Source organism: Marinobacter sp. (assembly GCF_048266785.1).
Taxonomy (GTDB): domain Bacteria; phylum Pseudomonadota; class Gammaproteobacteria; order Pseudomonadales; family Oleiphilaceae; genus Marinobacter.
Map to the genome: position 1 here is coordinate 473,383 of NZ_JBLWYX010000001.1, position 21,572 is coordinate 494,954.

Annotated in this window: 21 protein-coding genes; 3 read left to right on the forward strand and 18 right to left on the reverse strand. The window is 55.5% G+C overall.

Going from position 1 to position 21,572, the window contains the following annotated elements:
• Positions 1-71: 71 nt before the first annotated feature.
• The 7 genes from ACN0V1_RS02205 to ACN0V1_RS02235 form a co-directional block, all read right to left on the reverse strand.
• Positions 72-1,514, reverse strand: a complete 1,443-nt coding sequence (locus ACN0V1_RS02205; RefSeq protein WP_417543412.1) for an aspartate kinase — start codon at positions 1,512-1,514, stop codon at positions 72-74.
• 51 nt (positions 1,515-1,565) lie between these two features.
• Entirely contained in the window at positions 1,566-2,834 is a 1,269-nt protein-coding gene (gene ectB, locus ACN0V1_RS02210) for a diaminobutyrate--2-oxoglutarate transaminase (RefSeq protein ID WP_291950503.1), read from the reverse strand.
• A gap of 130 nt (positions 2,835-2,964) precedes the next feature.
• Entirely contained in the window at positions 2,965-3,480 is a 516-nt protein-coding gene (gene ectA, locus ACN0V1_RS02215; RefSeq protein ID WP_417543413.1) for a diaminobutyrate acetyltransferase, read from the reverse strand.
• A 149-nt stretch (positions 3,481-3,629) separates the two neighbouring features.
• A complete protein-coding gene (locus ACN0V1_RS02220; RefSeq protein WP_417543414.1) occupies positions 3,630-4,583 on the reverse strand; it encodes a hypothetical protein in 954 nt (317 codons plus the stop codon).
• On the reverse strand, positions 4,580-5,986 hold the full coding sequence (locus ACN0V1_RS02225) for a sodium:solute symporter family transporter (protein WP_417543415.1): 1,407 nt from the start codon (positions 5,984-5,986) through the stop codon (positions 4,580-4,582). Before ACN0V1_RS02225 ends, ACN0V1_RS02220 begins: the two co-directional genes overlap by 4 nt.
• Positions 5,987-6,181: 195 nt before the next feature.
• Positions 6,182-7,153, reverse strand: coding sequence for a radical SAM protein (locus tag ACN0V1_RS02230; protein ID WP_417543416.1), 972 nt, complete (start codon positions 7,151-7,153; stop codon positions 6,182-6,184).
• An 80-nt stretch (positions 7,154-7,233) separates the two neighbouring features.
• Positions 7,234-9,429 carry an FAD-dependent oxidoreductase gene (locus ACN0V1_RS02235; RefSeq protein ID WP_417543417.1) on the reverse strand — a complete coding sequence of 732 codons (2,196 nt, stop codon included), beginning with the start codon at positions 9,427-9,429 and terminating at the stop codon, positions 7,234-7,236.
• A gap of 188 nt (positions 9,430-9,617) precedes the next feature.
• Here ACN0V1_RS02235 and ACN0V1_RS02240 point away from each other — a divergent pair, with 188 nt between their 5' ends.
• Both ACN0V1_RS02240 and ACN0V1_RS02245 read left to right on the forward strand, forming a co-directional pair.
• Positions 9,618-10,238, forward strand: a complete 621-nt coding sequence (locus ACN0V1_RS02240) for an RNA polymerase sigma factor (RefSeq protein WP_417543418.1) — start codon at positions 9,618-9,620, stop codon at positions 10,236-10,238.
• Positions 10,232-10,492 (forward strand): zf-HC2 domain-containing protein, encoded by a 261-nt coding sequence (locus tag ACN0V1_RS02245; RefSeq protein ID WP_417543419.1) that lies wholly within the window; start codon positions 10,232-10,234, stop codon positions 10,490-10,492. Before ACN0V1_RS02240 ends, ACN0V1_RS02245 begins: the two co-directional genes overlap by 7 nt.
• A 53-nt stretch (positions 10,493-10,545) precedes the next feature.
• On the opposite strand, the gene nrtS is transcribed toward ACN0V1_RS02245, so the two are convergent.
• The gene (gene nrtS / locus ACN0V1_RS02250; protein ID WP_417543420.1) at positions 10,546-10,875 is read right to left on the reverse strand and encodes a nitrate/nitrite transporter NrtS; all 330 of its coding nucleotides are present in this window, start codon (positions 10,873-10,875) and stop codon (positions 10,546-10,548) included.
• Between the two features lie 168 nt (positions 10,876-11,043).
• On the opposite strand from nrtS, the gene ACN0V1_RS02255 reads away from it, so the two are divergent.
• A complete protein-coding gene (locus ACN0V1_RS02255) occupies positions 11,044-11,799 on the forward strand; it encodes a YiiX/YebB-like N1pC/P60 family cysteine hydrolase (protein ID WP_417543421.1) in 756 nt (251 codons plus the stop codon).
• Between the two features lie 92 nt (positions 11,800-11,891).
• Here the strand turns inward: ACN0V1_RS02255 and ACN0V1_RS02260 are convergent, their stop codons facing one another.
• From ACN0V1_RS02260 to ACN0V1_RS02305, 10 genes are all read right to left on the reverse strand, one after another.
• Positions 11,892-12,560 (reverse strand): hypothetical protein, encoded by a 669-nt coding sequence (locus tag ACN0V1_RS02260; protein ID WP_417543422.1) that lies wholly within the window; start codon positions 12,558-12,560, stop codon positions 11,892-11,894.
• A gap of 49 nt (positions 12,561-12,609) precedes the next feature.
• Positions 12,610-13,173: a DinB family protein gene (locus ACN0V1_RS02265; protein WP_417543423.1), complete on the reverse strand. Its 564-nt coding sequence runs from the start codon at positions 13,171-13,173 to the stop codon at positions 12,610-12,612.
• Positions 13,174-13,261: 88 nt separating this feature from the next.
• The gene (locus tag ACN0V1_RS02270; RefSeq protein ID WP_417543424.1) at positions 13,262-13,609 is read right to left on the reverse strand and encodes a hypothetical protein; all 348 of its coding nucleotides are present in this window, start codon (positions 13,607-13,609) and stop codon (positions 13,262-13,264) included.
• An 81-nt stretch (positions 13,610-13,690) separates the two neighbouring features.
• Entirely contained in the window at positions 13,691-16,066 is a 2,376-nt protein-coding gene (locus ACN0V1_RS02275; protein ID WP_417543425.1) for an amylase, read from the reverse strand.
• Between the two features lie 570 nt (positions 16,067-16,636).
• Complete coding sequence (locus ACN0V1_RS02280) at positions 16,637-17,572, reverse strand: YeeE/YedE thiosulfate transporter family protein (protein WP_417543426.1); 936 nt, start codon at positions 17,570-17,572, stop codon at positions 16,637-16,639.
• 158 nt (positions 17,573-17,730) lie between these two features.
• Positions 17,731-18,162 carry an SRPBCC family protein gene (locus tag ACN0V1_RS02285; protein WP_417543427.1) on the reverse strand — a complete coding sequence of 144 codons (432 nt, stop codon included), beginning with the start codon at positions 18,160-18,162 and terminating at the stop codon, positions 17,731-17,733.
• A gap of 60 nt (positions 18,163-18,222) precedes the next feature.
• Positions 18,223-19,197 carry an NHL repeat-containing protein gene (locus ACN0V1_RS02290; protein ID WP_417543428.1) on the reverse strand — a complete coding sequence of 325 codons (975 nt, stop codon included), beginning with the start codon at positions 19,195-19,197 and terminating at the stop codon, positions 18,223-18,225.
• Positions 19,198-19,212: 15 nt separating this feature from the next.
• Complete coding sequence (locus ACN0V1_RS02295) at positions 19,213-20,130, reverse strand: transporter (protein ID WP_417543429.1); 918 nt, start codon at positions 20,128-20,130, stop codon at positions 19,213-19,215.
• Positions 20,120-20,437: a heavy-metal-associated domain-containing protein gene (locus tag ACN0V1_RS02300; RefSeq protein WP_417543430.1), complete on the reverse strand. Its 318-nt coding sequence runs from the start codon at positions 20,435-20,437 to the stop codon at positions 20,120-20,122. Before ACN0V1_RS02300 ends, ACN0V1_RS02295 begins: the two co-directional genes overlap by 11 nt.
• A 353-nt stretch (positions 20,438-20,790) precedes the next feature.
• A complete protein-coding gene (locus tag ACN0V1_RS02305; RefSeq protein WP_417543431.1) occupies positions 20,791-21,549 on the reverse strand; it encodes an alpha/beta hydrolase family protein in 759 nt (252 codons plus the stop codon).
• Positions 21,550-21,572 lie beyond the last annotated feature (23 nt).

Sequence of the window (21,572 nt, forward strand, 5' to 3'; positions counted from 1 at the left end):
CCGAGAAAGACTTAACGCCTGAAAAACTCTGTCGGCGCACGAATCTACCCGGGGCTACATCACTCAATCACTCAGGCAGCAACAATCGCGTAGCCATGATTGTGAGGCTCGACAAGAACACCATGCAACGCAATGATCGTTTTTTCATAGTTATCTTCATCGACCACAAACTGGATATCAACCTGGCGCATGCACTGGTGCAAGGCCAGCACGCTGATTTCCTCATCAGCCAGCACTTTGACCGACCGCGAAAGAATGCCCGGCATCTTTATATCACTGCCAATTGCTGAAACCACAGCCACTTTACGGGTACTGATCTCACCGTTGGGGAACTCATCTTTCAGCGCCTTCACCACACGCTTTACATGTTTAAGAGTGCTGTCCACGTAATGAGTAATGGTATTCGCGTTGGTATCCTTCGCCATAAACCGTACTTTGAAACGGCTCAGGATATCGAGGATGCGACGGTCCGAGCCCGGCTCTCCCTGCATGTCCTGATCAAATACCTCAATGGCAAACACGCCCTTGGCACCGGCAATAATCTCAACCTGTGGCTTTTCACTCACATAATCGCCAGTGATCAGGGTGCCGGTATGTTCCGGCTCAAAGGTATTCATTACCCGCAGCGGAATCTCCGACTGACGCAGGCCTTTGCCGGCACGGGGGTGAATCGCTTCCATACCCAGATTTGCCAGCTGGTCGGCCACGTCGTAGTTGGTACGACCCAGAGGAACCACTTTTTCCGCGCCGACAATGTTGGGGTCAGCAGAACTCAGGTGGTATTCCTTGTGAATGATCGCTTCGCGAGCGTCTGTCATGACCGCCACACGGCTGAATGTCATCTCACTGTAGCCCCGGTCGAAGGTACGCATCAGGCCTTCCTTGCACTGGGCATAGCCGGTTACGATCGGCAATTCACGGCTCAGATCAACGGAGGCAAACGTCTGCTTCAGCTTTTCGTCCAGCGGCAGAAGCTCCGTGTCACGCCAGCCGGTAAGGTCCACAAAGCGTGCATTGATACCTTCCTGCTGAAGCTTCAGCGTGGTGTTAAAGGCGCTGTGGGCCTCACCAATGCCTGCCAGCATTTCACGAACCGTCAGCAGATGCTCTTCCAGCTGGAACTGGCCGTAAGAACACAGGCGTTGCAGATCAATCAAGCAACCGCGAACGCCCTCGATACGATCAGTAATGAACTGATCCGCTTGCTGTTTGAGCATGGGATCTTCAAACAGTTCGCCATTGATGTCCGTAATAAATTTGATCAGTTGGGTGAGATCATCGTTCCACGCCCAGTCAGATTCTGCATCGGCGAACAATGCATAAACGCCCGGTTCGCCGGTTTTCTTGTGCTCCAGCAGTTCGTTGGTTACACCGCTGTAGGCCGACACCACGAAAATACGCTGGTAGAGATCGTCTTTGCTACGATCCGCAACGATGATGTTATCGCGCACGGCTTCGTAGTTACTCATGGAAGTACCGCCGATCTTCTCGACGGTGTGCAATTGGCTTGTCATAGTTCTACCCTGGCTTTCCTGCAGATTAAATGTCCTGAATGGCGAGGCGTCTTACGACGCCTTGCTGACCCCTTCCTGCATGATTTCATCCACACTCTTTGCCAGCAGTTCCGCGCCCAGTTTCAGGTCTTCCTTGCTGGTTGTCAGCGGCATCAGGCATTTGATGACTTCATCATTCGGACCACTGGTTTCAATAATCAGGCCATGCTCGAAAGCCCGCTGGGTAATCGCGCCTGTAATGTCCGCGTTCGCCGCCTCGATGCCCCGCATCAGGCCGCGTCCTTTCATTTTGAACTCACCCGGGTACTTATCGCAAATCGCCTGCAGCGCATCGCCCAGAACCTGAGTCTTTTCCTTCACCTCGTTGGCGAACTTGTCGTCTTTCCAATAGGTATCAACAGCGGCACGGGCGGTAATGAACGCCATGTTGTTGCCACGGAAGGTACCGTTGTGCTCACCCGAGGTCCAAACATCCAGCTCTGGCTTGAACAGCACCAGCGCCATGGGCAGACCATAACCACTCAGCGACTTGGACACCGTCACAATGTCAGGTTTGATGCCTGCGAACTCAAAGCTGAAGAAGTCACCGGTACGACCGTTACCTGCCTGGATGTCGTCAAGAATCAGCAGAATGTCGTGTTTCTTGCACAGGGTCTCCAAGCCTTTCAGCCACTCGGCACGAGCAGCATTCAGGCCACCTTCGCCCTGAATCGCTTCCACGATCACCGCGGCGGGCAGTTCAACACCGGAAGAGCTATCCGACAGCAACTTGTCCATGACGGCCAGGGTGTCAACGTCTTCACCCAGATAGCCGTCGTAGAACATGAAGTCTACGCCCGACAGCGGAACACCCGCGCCACCGCGGTGATGCTTGTTACCGGTTGCAGCAACTGCACCCAGGGTCACGCCGTGGAAACCGTTAGTGAACGAGATAATGCCGCTACGGCCCTTCACTTTACGGGCCAGCTTCAGGGCTGCTTCCACGCAGTTGGTTCCGGTCGGGCCGGTAAACTGCATTTTGTAGTCCAGACCACGGGGATCCAGGATGTACTTCTTATAGGATTCAATAAAGTCATGCTTGGCCGTAGTGAACAAATCCAGGCCCTGGCTCACGCCGTCTGCCTCGATGTACTCAAGCAGTGCTTTTTTCAGAATGTCGTTGTTATGGCCGTAGTTCAGTGAACCGGCACCGGCCAGAAAATCCAGGTATTGCTTGCCGCTTTCAGTGTAAAGATGCGCATTTTTAGCGCGATTAAAAATCACTGGAAAGGCGCGACTGTATACACGTACTTCGGATTCAGTGGTCTTGAAAATTTCCATAGTTTTACCTCTTGGCCTGTTCGGCCTTTTCAACAGGATTCTTTAAAGGATAGCTCCGAGGCTGGGGCGTATGCGCAGGCAGGGCGCGGCTACGGGCGCCCCAGAAAAGCCTCACGACTTTGTGGTTGGCTCATGGCTTCTTGGTAAACGGCCCTATGCGCAGCAGAAATTCAGAATCGTGCTGGCCGCCAAAGTGGGTGCCTTTCTCGAAATGCTCGTGGTGCTCAAGTTCTGCACCCATGTCCCGCGCGAACGAGCGGAATAATGCCCATGACGCTTCGTTGTCGGCGGTAATCGTGGTTTCCATATGGGTCACGTTTCTGCACGCTTCCCGTGACACGATTTCCTTCAACATCCGCTTGGCCAGACCCTGCCCACGACCCTTCTCGTGAACGGCTACCTGCCAGACAAATACAGTTTCGGACTTTTGGGGAGGGATGTATCCGGAGATAAAGCCGACGAGATCGCCGTCCTTCTCTGCAGCAACGCCGGTGTCGGCGAAATGGCTGCACTGCAAAAGGTTGCAGTATATAGAGTTGGCATCCAGAGGAGGGCATTCCGCTACCAACTGGTGGAGCCTGAAGCCATCATCCTTGGCGGGTGTTCGCAGGGTGATGGCGGTGGTATTCGATCCTTCTGAAGTCATAACGTAGGTAGTTCACCTTAGAAAGTTAGAGGTAAATTATATAGACCACAAAATATAATTCAAGTCGGGCCGCCAAGCACTGCCTTGGGAAGACTAGCCTGTTACCTCAAGAATAGACCGGTTTAACGTATTCGTCAGTGCAGAAAAGATTAAATAACCGAAGGGAAAACGAGGTCGCCAGGAGTGAGAGACGTGCCTTTCAGGAGGCGCTCACGGTACGAGTTGGCTGCCGGTGAGTCCGCAGGCCAGAGGCGATCAAACTGCTCCAGCCATGCACTGACGTTATAGTTTACAGGTATCAGATCTACCCGAAGCCCACTTTCGGCAATCAGCCCGGCCACCGGCTCAAGCGCTGAAGCCGTGCGGCTTATGCGAGTGACCAGCCCTCGGGCATCCGCACTAAGGTTACCCATACCGGATGAGCCATTATTGGCGACGATGCAAGACCGACTTTCCACGTCGCCCGACCAGAGCACGGGCAGGCAAGTGTGGGTAGACGCTATCACATCGGCCCCGGAGGCCCGGAACCACTGGCCCAGCTTTTGCTCGTTACCCGCAGAGAAGGACTCGTGAGCCAGGCCCCAACCCGCCAGAGATTCCGGATCACCATGCAACACCAGAATCTTTAGGCCTCCAAACAACAGGCAGTGATATCTTGGAAGAGCGGCCAGCCGCTTCTGAATATCCGGATGCGCTTCGGCAAGTGTCTGTAGCCGCGCCATGATCTGATTCGAGCGCTCCACCACAGCCTGATCCACAAACTCGGGGTAGGCGCAGCCACACCCGGCACCGCTACTCGGCGTCGCCAGTTCATAGTCCACATTGCCCAGACTGGCCGTGTGGCTCAGTACCCGGCTGTTGATATCGCGGAACAGCTCATCACTGGCGTTAAACCAGTTGAAATCACCGTTGAACACTAACTTTACGCTGCGCCCCTGCCGCTCTTCCGCAAGCGCCATGTTCTCGATTTCATCAAGCGCAAACGGGTTGCCGTACAGCCCGCCAATGACATACAGAACCTCTTCAGTAACCGGCACGGGCTCCGCGCACAAAGAAGCGGGTTGATAGCGATAAACCAAAGGACAGCTGCGGCCTTCCGTCATCGCGCCTCTCCCGCCGCCAGAGTTTTCCCGGCCAGCAGGCGAACAGCCAGCGGCAGGAAGAAACCAGCGGTGCAGATCAGGAACCCGTAGGCGTTCACCCCAAGCAGCATGGCGTACCCGCCGTCACCGATAGCCCAACTGGCCGGAATCAGCCCCGCCGCCATCAGCACACCAAGCCCCAGGCCGGTCCAGAAGCTGAGGTGAAAACTCCACGGCGACCATCGGGTGAACCCGTAAAACAGGAACACCGGCGCCAGCCCCATCACCATGGTGCCGGAAACGGTGGTGGCTTTAAGAATATCCGTGCCGGCAAACATGGGCAGGTTGCCAATCACCGCAAACACAATCATCACCACCGCGCCCACCCGCACGCTGGGCAGCCGGTCTTTTGCCCGTTTTGCCAGCCGTGGCAGATCAACCGCCAGAGATTTGGCGAGCGAGGTAAACGTAGAATCCAGCGTCGACCCTGCAGAAGTCATCATCACCACACTCATGAAAAACAGCGCCGCCAGCCCCAGCGACTGCCCCACGGCCGCTGGCGCATTGCCCATGGCATCAATACCGTTCAGGCGCGCGTGAACACCCACCAGGCTGAACAAAAACACCGCCACAAAGCCCAACAAGCCCGCAACCACAAAGCTCTTGAGCATGGTTTTTTCCTTGTTCACAAAGCCCCGATCCGTCAGAACCGGATCGTGAAACGGGTAGCTGAACATCTGCAGCAGGGCCACCAGCAACAAATCAAACCCCGCATTCAACCGAAACTCACCTTCACTCAGCAATGCGGAAGTATCGTTAGCCGGGATAATCATGAACAGCACCGCACCCAGAAAGAACACAAACACAAAAGTCTGGATAACATCGGTAAAAATCGAAGACCGCAGCCCGCCCTTCAGGCTGTAGGCAAGCGTAAACGCCGTGAACACCATAGCGGCAACGTAATACTCCCACTCCCCGGGCAACCCGAAGTAACCACCCACAACCGCCGTGTTACTCCAGACCTCGTTATAAAGCCGGATCAGAATAGCCGCCGCAAACGCCAACCCGGCCAGACGCCCAAACCGCGAGGTAAGAAAATCCTGCAAACTGCGCGCGCCGGTCTGTGTACGAATCAGGTAAATGATGTACCCGGCCACCGGAATCGACAGCCAGTAACTGGCATAAGCCAGACCACCGGTCACGCCATAAGTCGCCCCCAGGTTGGCCGCATTGGTCACCGACTTGGCAAAAATCCAGCTAATAAAAATACTCGCCGTCAGCGACCACTGACTAACCGGATTACCCTGATCATCCGCGCCTTTGTAAAAAGAGTTCGCATTCCTGCTATTCGGCGACAGAACGTACATAACCACGCCATAAACCAGCAAGAACCCCCAAAACAGGGAGGCTTCTGTGATGTTCACTTTGTCTGTTTCCTCGTTTTATCCAGGGGTTTTTTCGATGTTCAGCACAGGAGGCCCGCACTGAGCAAGCCGCGGCATGGGGGATGTGTATTTAGTTTCGCCGGAAAAAATGTCTGAGCGCAGCGAGTTGTTTTTCCAAGAAAATAAATACACATCCCCCATGCCGCCAACTCTCAACAACCAGTCTTAAAAAAACTAACCAGGCGCCGAACAACTAGCCCCATACCGATAACAGGAAAAACACCGATGGTGCCGCAACATAATGCGCTCATCCATGCTCTCTTCCAGCGACCCACCCAAATCATACTGAGGATCATCATCCACCAGCGTGCATGCATAAACCCGCACAGAATCGCCCTTCTTCACCAGCATCCGCGTATAGGTGCACATGAAATGCGCACGGCTATCCACGGTTGGATACTTCTCCATGCAACCCTCTGTAATCTCCGGGCTACCATCCTCTGATCCTGGCGTACCCAAATCCGGAAACGCCGTAAACGCCAGATTTTCCGGAATCTGCCATTCACGAAATATCCCGCGAAACACCGCTTCTACCTCCGCAGGTACCTCATTGGCATCCGTCTGGCGAGCAATCGAAACCTTGAAGCCCTGCTCCACCAACCAGTGAATCCCCTCCAGCGCCTGCTCAAAACTGCCGTCTCCGCGATCCTTGTCATGGCGGGCGCGGTCGGGGAAATCCAGGCTAACGCGGAAGTGAATCGGGTAGGGGTTATTTAGCAACGGCAACACCTGATGCCGGCGCTTGAGCAACGGCTCGGTGGCGTTGGTCAGCACAAAGCAGGAGCGATGATGGCTGGCGTAATCCAAAATGTTCACAAAATCGCGAATCACGAACGGCTCGCCGCCGGTGAAAGAAAACTGCTCCACGCCCATATCAATGGCCTCGTGAATAAACGGCTTCACATCGCTCAACTTCATGCCGGGAATACGGCCATCACCGGGGTGGCTGCCTTCCAGGCAAAACGGGCAGGCCAAATTGCAGGCGGTGCCTGTGTGGACCCACAGCTCTTTCAGCTTGTTTGCGTCAATGTAACCCCGGGGATCGCCATTACGGGTATGAGTCCAGCTGTCGAAGGCTCTGGACTCCAGAACTTCCACAGCCGGAATACGTTTGCTGCGGGCCGGTCGGGTTTCGATCAGGGGCATAGTTGCTCCTCGATAGTTCAAGAATAAGGGTGCTCGGACACGGGCGATGCGGTTTTGTTTCCGCCATCGCCCAACTTTTTTCAGCCCGCAGTTACTTCTTTACGTTTCTGTTGGCGAGTTTGGCCTTTACCCCGGCGCCAGCCGTGCAGCTTCTCCAACAATTTCAGAATGCCTTCAGGCGCATGGGCACGTTTCCACTCACCGGCCGCGTACTTGGCCGACTCGTTCCAGGTCGGGTACGGGTGAATGGTGCCCAGAATCTTGTTCAAGCCTAAGCCATGCTTCATTGCGAGCGTGAATTCCGCGAGGATTTCACCCGCGTGAGAGCCCACAACAACCGCGCCAAGAATCTTGTCCTTGCCCGGCGGCGTGAGGACTTTTATGAAACCATAGTCTTCACTCTCGGCGATGGCACGGTCCAGATCATCCAGGCCATACCGGGTGACTTCGTAGGCGACGCCCTGTTCCCGGGCCTCTGCTTCACTGAGCCCGACCCGCGCTACTTCCGGCGAGGTGAACGTTACCCAAGGCATTACCCGGTAATCCACCCGAAAGCGCTTGAACTGACCGAACAGGCCATTCACAGCCGCATACCAGGCCTGATGGGCAGCGGCATGGGTAAACTGATAAGGGCCCGCCACGTCACCACAGGCAAACACGTTGGGGTAACGAACACTCATATCGTCTTCAACCGGAACGGTGCCATTGGGCTGGGTGTCCACGCCAATACGTTCCAGGTTCAAGCCGGTGGTGTTTGCCGCACGGCCAACAGCCACCAGAACCTGATCAAAGGGAATTCGCACCCGCTCACCGCCGTGCTCGCAGTAGGCGACTTTCTCGCCTTCCTCAAGACAAAACTCAACCGCAGAATGTTGCAGGCGCACGTCGATACCATCAGCCTCAAACTGCTCCAGAATCAATGACGCAACATCTTCGTCTTCTTTCGCCAACAGACGCTCGTCACGCTCAACCTGAATCACCTTGCTGCCCAACCGGGCGAAGGCGTGTGCCAGTTCAGAGCCGATGGGGCCGCCGCCCAGCACCAACAAACGCTCCGGTTGCTCCTGCAGCTCCCACAGGTTATCGGAGGTCAGCGGCTGCATGTCTTCCAAACCAGGAATTGGCGGAACAGCCGGTTTGCCACCCGTGGCAACAATAATGCTTCGCGCAGTCAGGCGTTCGGTGTGACCGTCATTGTGCCGGACCTCCAGTTCCCAGGGAGATACGAAGCTCGCCTCGCCCGAGATGCAGTCCACACCCAGTTTGCGGAAACGCTCCGGGGAATCATGGGGCTCCACTTTGGCAATCACTTCTTTAACCCGGTTCATGATGTTCTTGAAGGAGCCTTTCACCGGCACCGATTCCAGCCCATAGCGGTTGGCATGGCGCAGCGTATCGGCTGCCTTGGCACTGCGAATCAGAGCTTTCGAGGGCATGCAGCCGGTATTCAGGCAGTCGCCACCCATCTTATGCTTTTCAATCAGCGCCACCTTGGCTTTCACCGCTGCAGCAATGTAGGCGGAAACAAGGCCGGCAGAGCCGCCGCCGATCACCAGCAGGTTGTAGTCAAAGTGCTCAGGCTTCTGCCAGCCCGCATAGACTTTCCGGCGGCGAATGAAACCGACGACAAACTTGGCAATAAGCGGGAAAAGCCCCAGCAGCGCGAAGGAAAGCAGCAAATCGGCCGAGACGATGTCAGCGGTAGACTCGATTTGCCCCAACTGGGTGCCGGCGTTCACGTAGACAAACGTGCCTGGCAGCATGGCCACCCAGCTTACAAGCGCGTAGGTGCGCAGCTTCATGGCCGTGAGGCCCATGGCCAGGTTGATCAGGAAAAAGGGGAACACCGGCACCAATCGCAGGGTGGCCAGATAAAAAGCGCCATCTTTTGAAATTCCCCGGTCCATCTTCGCCACGGTTTCAGCGTATCGCTTGCGCAGCGTGTCACGCATGAGGAACCGGGCGACCAGAAATGCCAGAGACGCACCCAAGGTTGAGGCAATGGAAACCGCAGCCAGACCATAAAGGTTGCCGAAAAAGGCGCCGCCGGCGAGAGTCATGATCGTCGCACCCGGTAAAGACAATGCCGTTACAACCACATAAATCGCGGCATAACCGGTAACCGCCAGCAGAAGGTTCTGATCAATCCATTCAGCCAGAGCACCTTGATGACCTTGCAGATTTTCCAGTGTGAGAAGTTTATGCCCGTCGAAGCCGAGGAAAATACCCACAATCGCGACGATAAAAATAATAAGGAGAAACTTGCTGCGATTCATATTCACGCCTATTAAAAGTGTATAAACCAATACGTTGTTATCGCTAAGACACGATCACCGACTGGATGTTACATCTTCCATGAACTAAAGTTTTTGAGCAATCGCTACAGAATGCCGGAACTTTCCCCGGTTCTGAAACACTATAAAGAGACAACAAGTAAACTCGGACTCACTAGGGACGGAAACCCATGAGCACATCGGTGCACCCGGAAACTGAAGCTTCACTGATCGATGACCTGAGGAAAGGCAATGCGATCGCCTACAAGAGCGCGGTGCGGGAGTATTCTCCGGGCATGCTGGCCGTTGCCCGCTTCTATCTGGACCCGTCCAGCGCGGAAGAAATTGTCCAGGACTGCTGGGTAACGGTCATTGATGCCATCCACAAGTTTGAGGGCAGATCCGGCCTGAAAACCTGGCTACATCGCATCGTCGCCAACCGCTGCAAAAACAAACTCCGCTCCAGTAATCGGGAAGTGGCCACCGATTTTTCGGAAACCCTGGATCCGGAATTGGCCAGCCGTTTCAACTCCAACGGCCGCTGGGGCCTGCCGCCCAAGCTGCAATTTCACGAATCTGCAGACACCCTGATGGAAAACGACGCCCTCAGCGATTGCCTGGACAAACACCTTTCCACCTTGCCGGAAACCCAGCGCTCCGCCCTGATGCTTTATGAAGCTCACCAGCACAAATCTGAAGATGTGTGTAACATTCTCGATGTGAGCGCCTCTAATCTCCGTGTACTTCTACACCGTGGGAGGCAAAAAATCTTTCTCATGGTGGAAACCTTCCAGGAGACGGGCGAATGCTAATGTGCAAGGGTCTGGCCGAAATTGCCAGTGACTACATTGATGACGAGCTGACCGGCCGACAGAACCTGTCCGTGAAAATGCATCTGATGATGTGCAGACATTGCCGGACTTTTATTGGCAATCTGCGCGCGAGTATCGACCTTTTAAAGGTGCATTCATCCGGGCAAGGAAATGAGGAGCTGATTCGCAAAATCGATGAACGGGTGGCTGAAGCCCTCAGTGCAAGGAAATCTGAGGGCCGCGTTCGCAAATAAGGGGATAAAGCCTGCCGCATACAGGTTAGTGAGGCACCCGGACTGCGAATTTGTTACAACGTGCCTTGCCGAACCTGAGTCTTTTGGGCTTCCTCGTGCACACTCTGCCTTGCGATTTCGGCGTCCCGAAGTAGGTGCATGTCCTTGCTTACGCTGGTATAGGTCGAGACCAAATAGGGTACGCAATAGGTCAATGCAACCTTCAGCCAATCCATTGAACCCACTCCGGTGACCGCCTCCCACTGATTAATCACAACCAGCAGGGTACCTACCACCACCGCCAACTTTGCGGCACGCCGGGGCGTGCCATCGCTTATGGCAAGTTCACCCGCTTCCCTGCATTGGCGAACCACGGGCTTACGTAAAATCCGGACAAAAGACATTAGTACCTCAACAGTGTATCGCGTTATCTCAGAAATCCCTGAATGAGCTTTTCAGGTCAGGGAACCTGTTACCGTCACTTCCTCGCAAGGATCGGCCATTTCTGTAACAGATGCCCCGATTGTCTGTCTGTGTTATCAATAACAACAGATTCACGACCGGGGTACTGCATGTTTCTGAACTGGCTGTCGAGGCGTCTGGCTGCCTATCTTTCCAAACAGGTGGCGCAGCATTCCGTGCCTACTTCAACCTATGAAGCTCTGGAAAAGGTACTCAGGCCCGGAGACGTTCTGCTTGTGGAAGGGAATACACGCATCAGCGTCGCGATAAAGTACCTGACCCAGTCCACCTGGTCTCATGCGGCCCTTTACCTCGGGCCGAATTCAGGTTTGGGAACATCGGGAGACGGCGAACCTCACACACTGATCGAAGCGGATCTGGAGTTCGGTATTCGCTCCCTGCCGCTATCCTATTACCGCAATAGCCATACCCGTATCTGCCGCCCTGTAGGGCTGGATGACGAAAACATGCGCATGCTCATCGATTACGCACTGAGCCGGCTGGGCCAACAGTATGATATGAAGAATGTGTTTGACCTTGCCCGTTATCTTATCCAGACACCGCCGGTTCCTGCACGGCACAGACACAAGCTGCTGTCATTCGGAAGCGGCGACCCGACACGGGCTATCTGTTCAACGTTTATTGCCGAGGGTTTTCAGCGCCTGCGTTATCCGATACTTCCGACCGTCGACACGATACCTTCAGACGACCCAAACTGCACAGACTGTATCCGTGAACATTACCGGATCCGGCAAACATCCTTGTTCACTCCGCGGGACTTTGATGCATCTCCGTATTTCCGGATTATCAAACCGACGCTGGAAAACAGCTTTGATTTCAGGGCCATCAACTGGGCAAATCTATAACCGGCCTCAGCTGCGAGACAATACAAAAAAGGGTGGGGGTTTTGGCCCCAACCCAAGGTGGACAACAACCTCACTGGTGCAAGCCGGCGTAATTACTTGTCGATGAATTTCTTTTGCTCCACTCGTGAGTACTCAGTCAGCGCAGCCAACTCCTCGGACCCCCATTCCAGAGGCTCCGCTGCCATCGGCGCCACCATACAGATCTGGACCATTTCATCCAGGTGCACCATGTCCATACCAAAGTCACGCTGGCCCATGGCCACGAAATGCGGGTACTCGTTCTTGAAGGTAGGGTTGTAGAGCATGCCATTTGTATGGCATGTGGCGCACGAAAGGCCGTTGGAAGACAGGCTGGTATCGTTGAACAGCTTCTCGCCCTTGGCTCTCAGTTCGGCCACATTGCCCTGATAGGGTGTGTAACCTTCAGGCCGACGAACCGCTTTCTTGAGACGGGCAGATACGCCTTCTCCCTCAGCCTTGCCTTCCGCTTCACCCTCACCTTCGCCTTCGGCGCGGCCCTCTGCTTCGCCTTCTCCTTTAGCAGAGCCCTCAGCCTCAGCTTTGGCTTCTCCCTCGGCTTCACCTTTGGCTTCACCTTCAGCCTCACCCTGCGCTGCTTCGGCGGATGGAATCAGCTCCAGAAAAGAGCCGGAACCCGTGTTGAAGCCAGCTGCTGCCACTACCGTCATCATGGGAAGAGTCACCATGAGATTACGGGACAGTTTGCGTAAGAGTTCTTTTCGGTTTTTATTTGTGGACATATCAATAACCTCCGGTCGTATTTTTCCATTATTCAGGGTGCACAAGGCCTCAGGCGCTTCTGGCCATGCCCGACACCTGCCTTTCCAGGTAGCGCAACGTCGAGGGATGGACTCCGAATTCAGCACCGACTTCCACACCTGCCTGCTCAGCAAGCATTCCGATAATGGCCATGTGGTGAATGGTGTGGCTGGCCAGAAAAACCAGTTCACGATCGACACTGGTGGTTACCACTTGCCGCTGGCCATCACTGTTGTGCAGCATCGCAAGTTCATTGCAATACTCTGTTCCAAACCGGTTGCGCAATTCCCGTAAGATGTCTGACAGACGACGCCCCCCGGTCCGTCGGTCTGTCTCCAGTGACAGATCCCGGTTCCGGTTTTCATAGTCGAGCAATGCCCCGGGGCAATCAGTGGCCGACAACAAGGCGCTGTAGTGATCGATGATGTGACGAACGTGCTTGCCAATCACATGCTGCTTCCTGTGACCAAAGCTTTGCCGGTACAGGTTCCCGGGCAACGCTTGCAACAGGTCGACGAGTTGCCCGATGGCATGGGCATTTTCTTCAACAATGTCGCTCACGTCCCGACGCTTATCTGAAACTGGCTGTGTCATGGTATTCATCCGTTTCCTGTTGTTCTTTTAAGCGCTGAAAGCGACCGAGTGGACACAAGCGTTACTCATGCCCACACCGATCAACATCTCAGCCCTTGGCTTTTCCCTCGGCCTCGCCTTCCCCTTCGCCTTCTCCCTTGGCGTCATCCTTGTCATGGCCTTTCTTCTTGGTTTTGCCTTCAGCTTCTCCTTCACCTTCTCCTTTGGCTTCACCTTTGCCTTCGGCTTCACCCTCTCCATAGCCCTTCTTCTTGGCTTCGCCCTCGGCTTCCGCCTCTCCTGCGGCAAGCATCAGGTAGCCTGGCTCCGCAGTGACATCGGCGGCTGAAACGTTGAACGCCGAGGCGCCCATAATGACTGCAAACACGGGGCCGGTGTAGGCCATGCCCCGGGCAAGCTTGCCGAGCAATCTCTGTTTATGTGCTTCTCTGGACATGATGTGTCCCCTTTGCTTTTCACATTATTGCCAGGTTGTACGCCTGGCCTCCCAATACCCGGAATCGAAGAACATTTGCGCTCAACGGCTCCCGGATGCCTTTTGCGGTGTTCTCTGAGAACACCGCCCGGACAGTGCCGCAGCAGCGGCCTCCGGATTATTCATATCAACCAGATAGCGTTCGCAGTTTTCCAGCCAACCTGCAAGTCTGGTGAAGCCACCGGTATCCAGTGGCAGTCCGTCTTCGGAACAGCAGTTGGCAATGAGGTGTCTGAGTACCTCATTCACGGTCATGGCCTGTACACCGCTTTTGTCCTCGATTGGCTCGTTCGTGGGAACAAGCACCGCAAGTACCTGGGCGGTATTGCCCGTCATACCCTCCTTTGAAGGCACGAACATCCCCGCCTGATCGGGTGCCTGCAGGGGCAAACCCAGCCCTTCAATGTGATAATCCCCGGAGGCTTTCAGAAGTGCCCCGCGGCCATAATCAGCACGCCAGTGGACAGCCAGAGCCAGGGTCAGCGCGTCGCGCAGGGTTGGTTCGCTATGGCTGACCATAAACATCGGGCCAGCCTGATCGGGGCCGGCAACCAGGCCGGCGTCTATGGCGATGTCATCGTGTTTCGCTGCGTGCGTTGCCAGGCAGCGGGCAAGCGCGGGGGCGACAGCCGAAAGCGGCAACCGCGGGTGGACCACCTTGCCATCGAGAATCAACGTAAAGCCCGGCGTATCCCGGACAATTTCGAGCCGGGGCAGCGAGTCTTTTCCCGCCTCGTCGGAAACCGCCATCGGCTGCAACAGATTTTCAATCCGATTGACCAGCGCTGCACTGTCGGTAAAGAACCGGGCCCGGAAGCGACCGCAGGCCAGCACCATCGACATCATGGCGGACGTCTCCGGGAATGGCGGCTGGACAGATTCCAGCGCAACCCGTTCAGCCGGGAGATTCTCAGATTGCACCAGAAAACGGTTGTTAACCCAGTCAGCCAGCGTATTCCATACATCGTTGCGAATAGCCCAGGCGTCCAGGGCGACAGGCATACTTTTGAAAGCGGAATCTACCAGCGTCGACGCAATGTCATCCGGCCCGGCACCTTCTGTGGCCATCAACCAGATCAGTGACGCGGTCTCGTTCAGGCTGCTCAGGTGGCCCAGCCTGGTGTCGTAGACATAGACCTGGTCTTCACTGAAGGTCTCCTCGGACATCCATCGTTCAAGACGGGGCTGTTTCACCGGACGGTCGGAGAGCGCTTGGGCGACCACCCAGTCAGACAGCCGAGGCAGCGCCATAAACGGCAGGTATGCCGTGGGATCCGACCCCGGTATCAGGTTCCTGAAGCCACCACTGTTGGCCATTTCAGCCTGGGTTTCCCGAACCAGCCGTTCCGCCATGGAACCGGCAGAATCGGCACCAGCAGGCCGGTTAAGGCCAAGCATTTCAACCATATCCCTTATCAGGGCGCCTTTGATGCTTTCCTCAATGTCGCCGCCACTCTCAGGGCCGGCGCAGACTTCCAGAGACGGGCTGAGGTTACACTCCAGGATCCAGGGCTTGAGGCTGTCGTCGACCAGGCAGTCAATGCCCATGAGTTCATAACAGCCCCGGGTGTCGGCGCCGATGACTCTTGAGCGCTCACGCATGGGCTCAAGGGCTGCAAGGCAGGTCAGGGCAACCATATCCTCGATTTTGGCGAACAGCGCCTCATCGTTATGGCCCTGCTCCCGCAACCAGGCCCGGTAGCGCTCAAAATCCACGAATTCCACCGGCACCTCGGCCTCGAGGTTCAGAGCGTTGACATCGGGGTTGGTCAGGTAACTGTACGGATTATTTGCGTTTTCTTCGTCGTAAGGTGCCGACGCGAGCTTGGCAAACCCCTGGCGGTAAAGGTAAACCCTGAAGGGCGAAACAGAAGACACCAGCACATACAGGCGCAGCACATATTTCCGGCCATGCATGGTATGGGGGTTTTCAAGGTACTCCTGAACCATCCAGGAGGACTCCATGGGCACGTCCGCCGGGTCGCCCACCAATTGGACACCTTTTCCGCGGGCGGCATTCTTGGGCTTGAGAATCCAGCGTTTGCCCGGATTCTCCAGTGCGGCCTGCTGGAAGTCGTGGTAATCCTCGGGCATTGAAAAAACCCCGGGCACGAAAGCCAGGCGATCGGTCAGGTGCCCGTCGCCATTTTCCTGCCGCTCCACTCGTTCCCGCAGGTCCATGAGGCTGCGGTACAGGCGGCTTTTCACCGTGAGGGCATTGTTGCCGGGAATGTGATTAATTTTCCGCTCCCGCCCCACCTGGCTGAAAAACTCCGGGTCTGGCATCCCGGTGTACCAGCAGGCGTGCCACTGCTCGGAGGTCTCTGCCTGTTGCCACAGGGATTTGTCGAGGGATTCTTCGAAAAATCTGTCTTCCTCGTAGGACCTGTTGCCACCCATCCAATAGTGCCGAGTCATCTTGTCGCGCTCTCCGTTCCGGTTACTCACTGCCTCGGTACATCCCAAGGCATTGATTATTCGCGTTTCACGGATAGAGACACATGAGAAGTGCAACTGTTACAGTGCGTAAGGAAATTTCTGATCAATCAATAACAAATTAAGAGACTCTCCTATGCGCCGCCCGGTCAAAGCGGATCTTATGCCCTGGTTCGCCCGCGCACTTTCCAGTTCGTACCGACATGCTCTGCAATGATCCGTGCACAAAGCTCGAGCAAGGCTGCGGGGTGTGCCGAGCTTCCGGTATGAAACCATCAGTTCTGGGGCCAGGACAGGCTCTGGATAATTGAGGAGGCAATCAAAAAAAGGGTGGAGACCTGCTCCACCCAAGGGGTTTGCGACCCGACCAACAATGCAAAGGTTACATAGAGCCAACGCGGCATTTAAGGTAAGTCGTTCTGTAACTCATAACCTACTGACAGGCGAACCGGCAAATTGTTACAAAAATAGTCCCGGTTTTTTACCCTCCCGCGACCGCCGCCATCATTCCCATGTTGGCCACCCATCTGACTGGCCAACATGGCGATAACGTTAAGATCGGGCATCACTGCCTGGGGCGGAATGGCCGCGCCTTCGGTGCCCGGTCAACCGCTGTCCGGACCAGATCCCTGCCAGCATACCGGCCATTGCGGAGAGGCTGGCAGGGGATAATGCGGGCAAAGCCAGTAACAACTGGAAATCATTCCCCCCGAGTGCAAGTGCCGAACCGACCCCCATCAAAAGCCCACTGCCAAGGTGTTTGCCGGTTTCGCCGATGGCGGGCAACACCCAGCGGAAACGCCGGAAACGCCAGGCCCCGGCTGTCATGCCCAGCAACATGGCAAGCAGAATCAACACCCTGGATAGCGACGGGAATGGCAAAGTACCAGCCATCAGATTCAGCCCTGAGTCTCGGACAAAATCACTGGGCGACCAGGCCGGCTCGTACAGGAACAGCGCCCCGGCAAAAATACCGACCAACATAATGCCGCTCCACAGTCGCCAGCGGTCGTGGAACTTCCAGTAAACCAGTATTGAAACCAGCACCAGGGTGCCCATGGCAAACCAGGGCAAAAGCCCGGCCTGGTGCGGCGTACTGCGCAGGCTTGGCTCCACGCCGGCCATGATCAGCAACACCCACCCGACCAACCAGCCCAGCATGGTTAACGCCATGCGCAGATCCCCGCTGGCAAGGCGCGTGGCCGTGGAAATGGAACATGCGCCATTAATTGCAGCCCCAATCCCGAACATGAAACCACCCAGGGGGATAGACCAATGAAAGGCGTAGACCGTCAGAAAGGAATGGTTGTGATACTCGATCAGCGGGGTAAACAGGTAGATCCAGAATCCGGCCATAAGAATGGCCGTCAAGCGCAAACGCCTGCCCCTGATCCAGTCAGTGACACCACGGACCATACAGAGGCCAGTTACCTGAGCGGTATAGCCAATCACTGCAGCAATGGTCAATGTGATTACAATTGAAACCATGAGAGCCCTGTACCCCTGTTCTGATGTTCAGGACACGCGAACAGGGTAAATGTTACCGAAGGGCATCTACGCGTATTTTTGCATTCCCTATGAGGCTGTCGGAGTGACCGATGCAATCACCGCTCAATACATTCCCGACAGCAATCATCTTGAGCGCTTTAACGTTCAAATGTTTTTTTGAGTTGGCCCAGCAGCCCGGCATAAATGTCGTGGCAAAATTCAGCTGCTGCCTCATCATTACCGGTCCAGCTTGAATACCATTCCACGAAGGTGCCACCATTGCCTTCGGTTACCGAACGAACCCGGACATGCCCCTCGTAGTTACTGATTTCTTCATGAGAAATCGGTGAGGGGCCATCGTCGATGCTGTACGTGAGCTCACGGTTATCGTCATCGAGAACATGCAGGGTTTCGTGAAACGCCCCATTCAGTACGCGTTTGGCCCCTGGCTGGTCGCCTTTCTTTTCCCCGACCACATCAACGTCTGAAATGACATCCGGTGCCCAGCTCAGATCATGAAAGTCGCGAAGAGCATTCCAGATCTTCTCAGCCGGTGCCTTGACCACAATTGATTGATAAGTTTTGCCCATGATGAATCTCCTTGATCTGCACAGTTAACAGGATTTCGGTTTTCTAACGCTCTTATCAGCCTACCTCACCGGTTCCCATTTCTCGACCCGGTTGTCGGCAAAGTTCACGCTCCATACAGTTCCGTCACTACCAACGGCGACAGCCATTGCCGTATGGCCGGGGTTGTCCGGCGCGCTGCCGAATGCGGTGAGATAGTCACCCTGCGCCGTGAACTTCTGGATACGGTCATTATAGAAGTCAGCAACAAAGACATTACCCTTGGGCCCCAAGGCAATTGAAGTCGCGGTCGTGAACCAGCCTGCGAACGGCCCATAGATGCCCACGGCAAACGGTCCACCCCACTTGTGCAGAACATCGCCTCCGGCATTAAAGACCTGGATACGATTACCGTAGCCATCTGCCACGTAGAGAGTTCCGTCATCGGCAAGAGCCACATCCGTGGGGTAAGTGAATTCGCCGGCACCCTTTCCCGTCTCTCGGGTCGCTCCCCACTGCTTGACGAACGAACCATCCGCATGCAAGTGCTGCACTCGCTGATTGTAAAAGTCCGTTACCAGCAGGTCGCCATTGTCGGCAACGGCAACACCGCCCGGAGCATTGAACTGGCCAGGCTCCTCACCGGGGCCACCGATTATCTCAAGAGGCTCACCCGCCAGGCTAAAAACCTGAATCCGGTCGTTCATGTACTCAGGCACGTAGAGCTTTTCATCGTGGATGGTCAGGTTCATCGGTCGTCCGAGTTCGCCGACGCCATCGCCGGCAGTACCGAATGCCCGTTTGAATTGCCCTTCGTGATCAAAAACCTGGATACGCCCGTTGCGTGCATCGGATACGAAGACTTCGGTGTCCGTTACGGCAATGCCGGTGGGGTCATTCAGTTGCCCCGGAGCGCTGCCTTTTTCACCCCAGCTATGAGCCAGAGAGTACGGCGGTTCCTGGTTCCAGTTGATCGCTCCACCTACCCAGGCAAGCAGGGCGAGTATGGCAGTGAGACAGAGGACGCTGTAACCCAACCATTTACCGATTTTTCCCATGATCTGCCCCGGAAGCTAGAAGTTACGACGAAAACCAACGCGCACGATAGAGTCGTCCTGGATGGCGTCTCCATGGGAATTTTCAGCCACAGGCAGCTGTACCGTGCCTTCGACGATCCAGCCCCGGCTAACGTATTGTAGCCCCGGCGCCAGCAACCATTGGGTACCACCGGAATTGGCATCGGCACCACTGCCCACGTCATCGCGCTCACGGTAGATAAGATTGGATTCCAGCAGAGCGTAGACAAAGCCTGGCGTGCCGGGCACACCCTTCATGCTTCGCGGCCAGATCCGGTATTGCAGCGACGCATCGAAGCGTGTCTCGTCGCCTCGTGCGAAACCATCATGGCGCCCGTTTTCACGGTAGAGCAACTGCCCATCCACCTGGTACTGCAGCGTCTGGTAGGTGACCACCGCGCCGCCGAAAACATCCCAGGCGCCATCGCCGGCCTGCAGCGGTCTTGGCAGTTCGCCGAAACGATCGCTGTCGTTATCGTCGCCGGTGGGGGCGGTGAGCCCGAACACCGGTGCTACGCGAAAGGTGCTGCCAGTGAAGTCCTTCTTGTACAGCGTGTAGCGACCAAACAGCGAAATATCGCCAAAGCCGGCGGTGTCACGCTCCACCCGGCCCATGGGCGTGGTAACGTCCAGCTCTTTATTGAAAAAGTAGGGGACCATGCCAAACACGGCGAACTTTGAAGTGACGCCATAACCCAGCACACTGCCCAGGGCCTGTACCGAGACTTCACGATCCAAGAGCCCATCGTCTGAGCGCTCCCGCAGAACAAGCTGCTCGCGCCAGAGGTATTGCCCTTGGGCCACCGGCAGGGCGGTGTTGAAGGTGTTGGGGGCAGCCTGCGTCGTGTTCTCACCAGTCAGCAGCAAAGAGCCAATCAGCGCCAACACGCTAACGGAACGTCGGTTACTGCCCATTGCTACCGCCTTTTTTGCCCTCGGCTTCCGAGTAGGATCGAAGCGTAAAGCCTGCTTCATCAACTGCCTTACGCGCCTGATCCTCTGTAAGCGTTTTGCCTTCTTGCAAGATCACATGTACCACGCTTTCGCCAACATCGACCTGCACCCCGATGACACCGTCGACCTTGTTCAGACGTTTTTCGATACCGTAAGCACAAAACGGGCAAGCCAGACCATCCACGCCCAAAACATATTGATTATCGGCCGCCAGCACAGCAATGCTGACTGTCAGAGCCGACAACAGCAGGGTAAGTTTTCTAACCATGGCAATGTCCTTGTTGGTATCGAAATCGGGATCAACACGTTGAGCTTACCTCCGTACCTGACTACGGAATCAACGCCGGAATCAACACCCATGACCACAACCTCGATGACCATTGGCACCCTGACAAAGAAGGCCGGCACCCATTGCGACGAGGCCAGAGCCATGGCTGAGCATAATTTGTATGATATGCGCCGCTAGATCGCCGGTTTGCAACAGATCGAATCCACCCTGGATAGCCTGGTGGAACGTTGCCGATGCAGTGAAGACCCGCAACGATGGCCGATCATTCATTCGCTAAACAGCAATGCTGACCGGCGCGCCGGCTTCCCAAATACCTGATTGACTCCGCAACCTTAAAGATATCGGCTGGACCAGGCCACGAGCATATCCGCAACATACTCCGCATCCGCAGCTCTTGAGAGCAGATGGTCGGCATTATCAAGGGAAATAAAGCTTTTGGGATGCTTGGCCGCCTGATAGATGGTGGCCGCTTCGTTGATATCCACAACCTCATCAACCGGCGAATGGAAAATAATCAGTGCCTTACGCAAATTACCGATGTGGTCCGGTGTATTCCATTGCACCAGATCATCCAGCATCTGCGACTTTACATTGAATGTCCGACCAGCCAGGGTCACTTCGGCTTCACCGGACTCACGAATCTCGTCGGCCTTGCTGTCAAAAAGATGCTGGACGTGATGGGCTGTAGCCGGCGCCCCGATGGTGGCAACCGCTTCAACGGACGGCATGCGTTGGGCCGCCGCCAAAACCGCGGCGCCTCCCAGACTATGACCAATGATCATTCGTGGCGCTTCGTAGTATTCCTTGAGGAATTCGCCGGCTGCCAGCAAATCCTCGATGTTGGAGGAGAAATTGGTATTGCCAAAGTCCCCGTCACTGTTGCCCAACCCGGTAAAGTCGAAACGCAACACACCGACACCGTGCTTCACGAGGGCACGCCCTATCCGGGACGCTGCTGCAATATCTTTTCCACACGTGAAACAGTGGGCGAACAAGGCCATGGCGTAAGGCTTGCTCTGGCCCGGCAACTCCAGTAAGCCGGCAAGATTCTGGCCTTGGGCGTTTGCGAACTCGACTTTGGATCTTGTCATAGTGTTTTTCCTTGCCCGTTAAG

Coding starts and splice junctions, on each gene's coding strand:
- ACN0V1_RS02220 (WP_417543414.1), bottom strand. CDS start 4,583: ATGACGGAAGGCCGCAGCTGTCCTTTGGTTTATCGCTATCAACCCGCT.
- ACN0V1_RS02255 (WP_417543421.1), top strand. CDS start 11,044: ATGTTTCTGAACTGGCTGTCGAGGCGTCTGGCTGCCTATCTTTCCAAA.
- ACN0V1_RS02280 (WP_417543426.1), bottom strand. CDS start 17,572: ATGGTTTCAATTGTAATCACATTGACCATTGCTGCAGTGATTGGCTAT.
- nrtS (WP_417543420.1), bottom strand. CDS start 10,875: ATGTCTTTTGTCCGGATTTTACGTAAGCCCGTGGTTCGCCAATGCAGG.
- ectA (WP_417543413.1), bottom strand. CDS start 3,480: ATGACTTCAGAAGGATCGAATACCACCGCCATCACCCTGCGAACACCC.
- ACN0V1_RS02295 (WP_417543429.1), bottom strand. CDS start 20,130: ATGGGCAGTAACCGACGTTCCGTTAGCGTGTTGGCGCTGATTGGCTCT.
- ACN0V1_RS02275 (WP_417543425.1), bottom strand. CDS start 16,066: ATGACTCGGCACTATTGGATGGGTGGCAACAGGTCCTACGAGGAAGAC.
- ACN0V1_RS02260 (WP_417543422.1), bottom strand. CDS start 12,560: ATGTCCACAAATAAAAACCGAAAAGAACTCTTACGCAAACTGTCCCGT.
- ACN0V1_RS02235 (WP_417543417.1), bottom strand. CDS start 9,429: ATGAATCGCAGCAAGTTTCTCCTTATTATTTTTATCGTCGCGATTGTG.
- ACN0V1_RS02305 (WP_417543431.1), bottom strand. CDS start 21,549: ATGACAAGATCCAAAGTCGAGTTCGCAAACGCCCAAGGCCAGAATCTT.
- ACN0V1_RS02290 (WP_417543428.1), bottom strand. CDS start 19,197: ATGGGAAAAATCGGTAAATGGTTGGGTTACAGCGTCCTCTGTCTCACT.
- ACN0V1_RS02240 (WP_417543418.1), top strand. CDS start 9,618: ATGAGCACATCGGTGCACCCGGAAACTGAAGCTTCACTGATCGATGAC.
- ACN0V1_RS02285 (WP_417543427.1), bottom strand. CDS start 18,162: ATGGGCAAAACTTATCAATCAATTGTGGTCAAGGCACCGGCTGAGAAG.
- ACN0V1_RS02230 (WP_417543416.1), bottom strand. CDS start 7,153: ATGCCCCTGATCGAAACCCGACCGGCCCGCAGCAAACGTATTCCGGCT.
- ACN0V1_RS02300 (WP_417543430.1), bottom strand. CDS start 20,437: ATGGTTAGAAAACTTACCCTGCTGTTGTCGGCTCTGACAGTCAGCATT.
- ACN0V1_RS02270 (WP_417543424.1), bottom strand. CDS start 13,609: ATGTCCAGAGAAGCACATAAACAGAGATTGCTCGGCAAGCTTGCCCGG.
- ectB (WP_291950503.1), bottom strand. CDS start 2,834: ATGGAAATTTTCAAGACCACTGAATCCGAAGTACGTGTATACAGTCGC.
- ACN0V1_RS02205 (WP_417543412.1), bottom strand. CDS start 1,514: ATGACAAGCCAATTGCACACCGTCGAGAAGATCGGCGGTACTTCCATG.
- ACN0V1_RS02245 (WP_417543419.1), top strand. CDS start 10,232: ATGCTAATGTGCAAGGGTCTGGCCGAAATTGCCAGTGACTACATTGAT.
- ACN0V1_RS02265 (WP_417543423.1), bottom strand. CDS start 13,173: ATGACACAGCCAGTTTCAGATAAGCGTCGGGACGTGAGCGACATTGTT.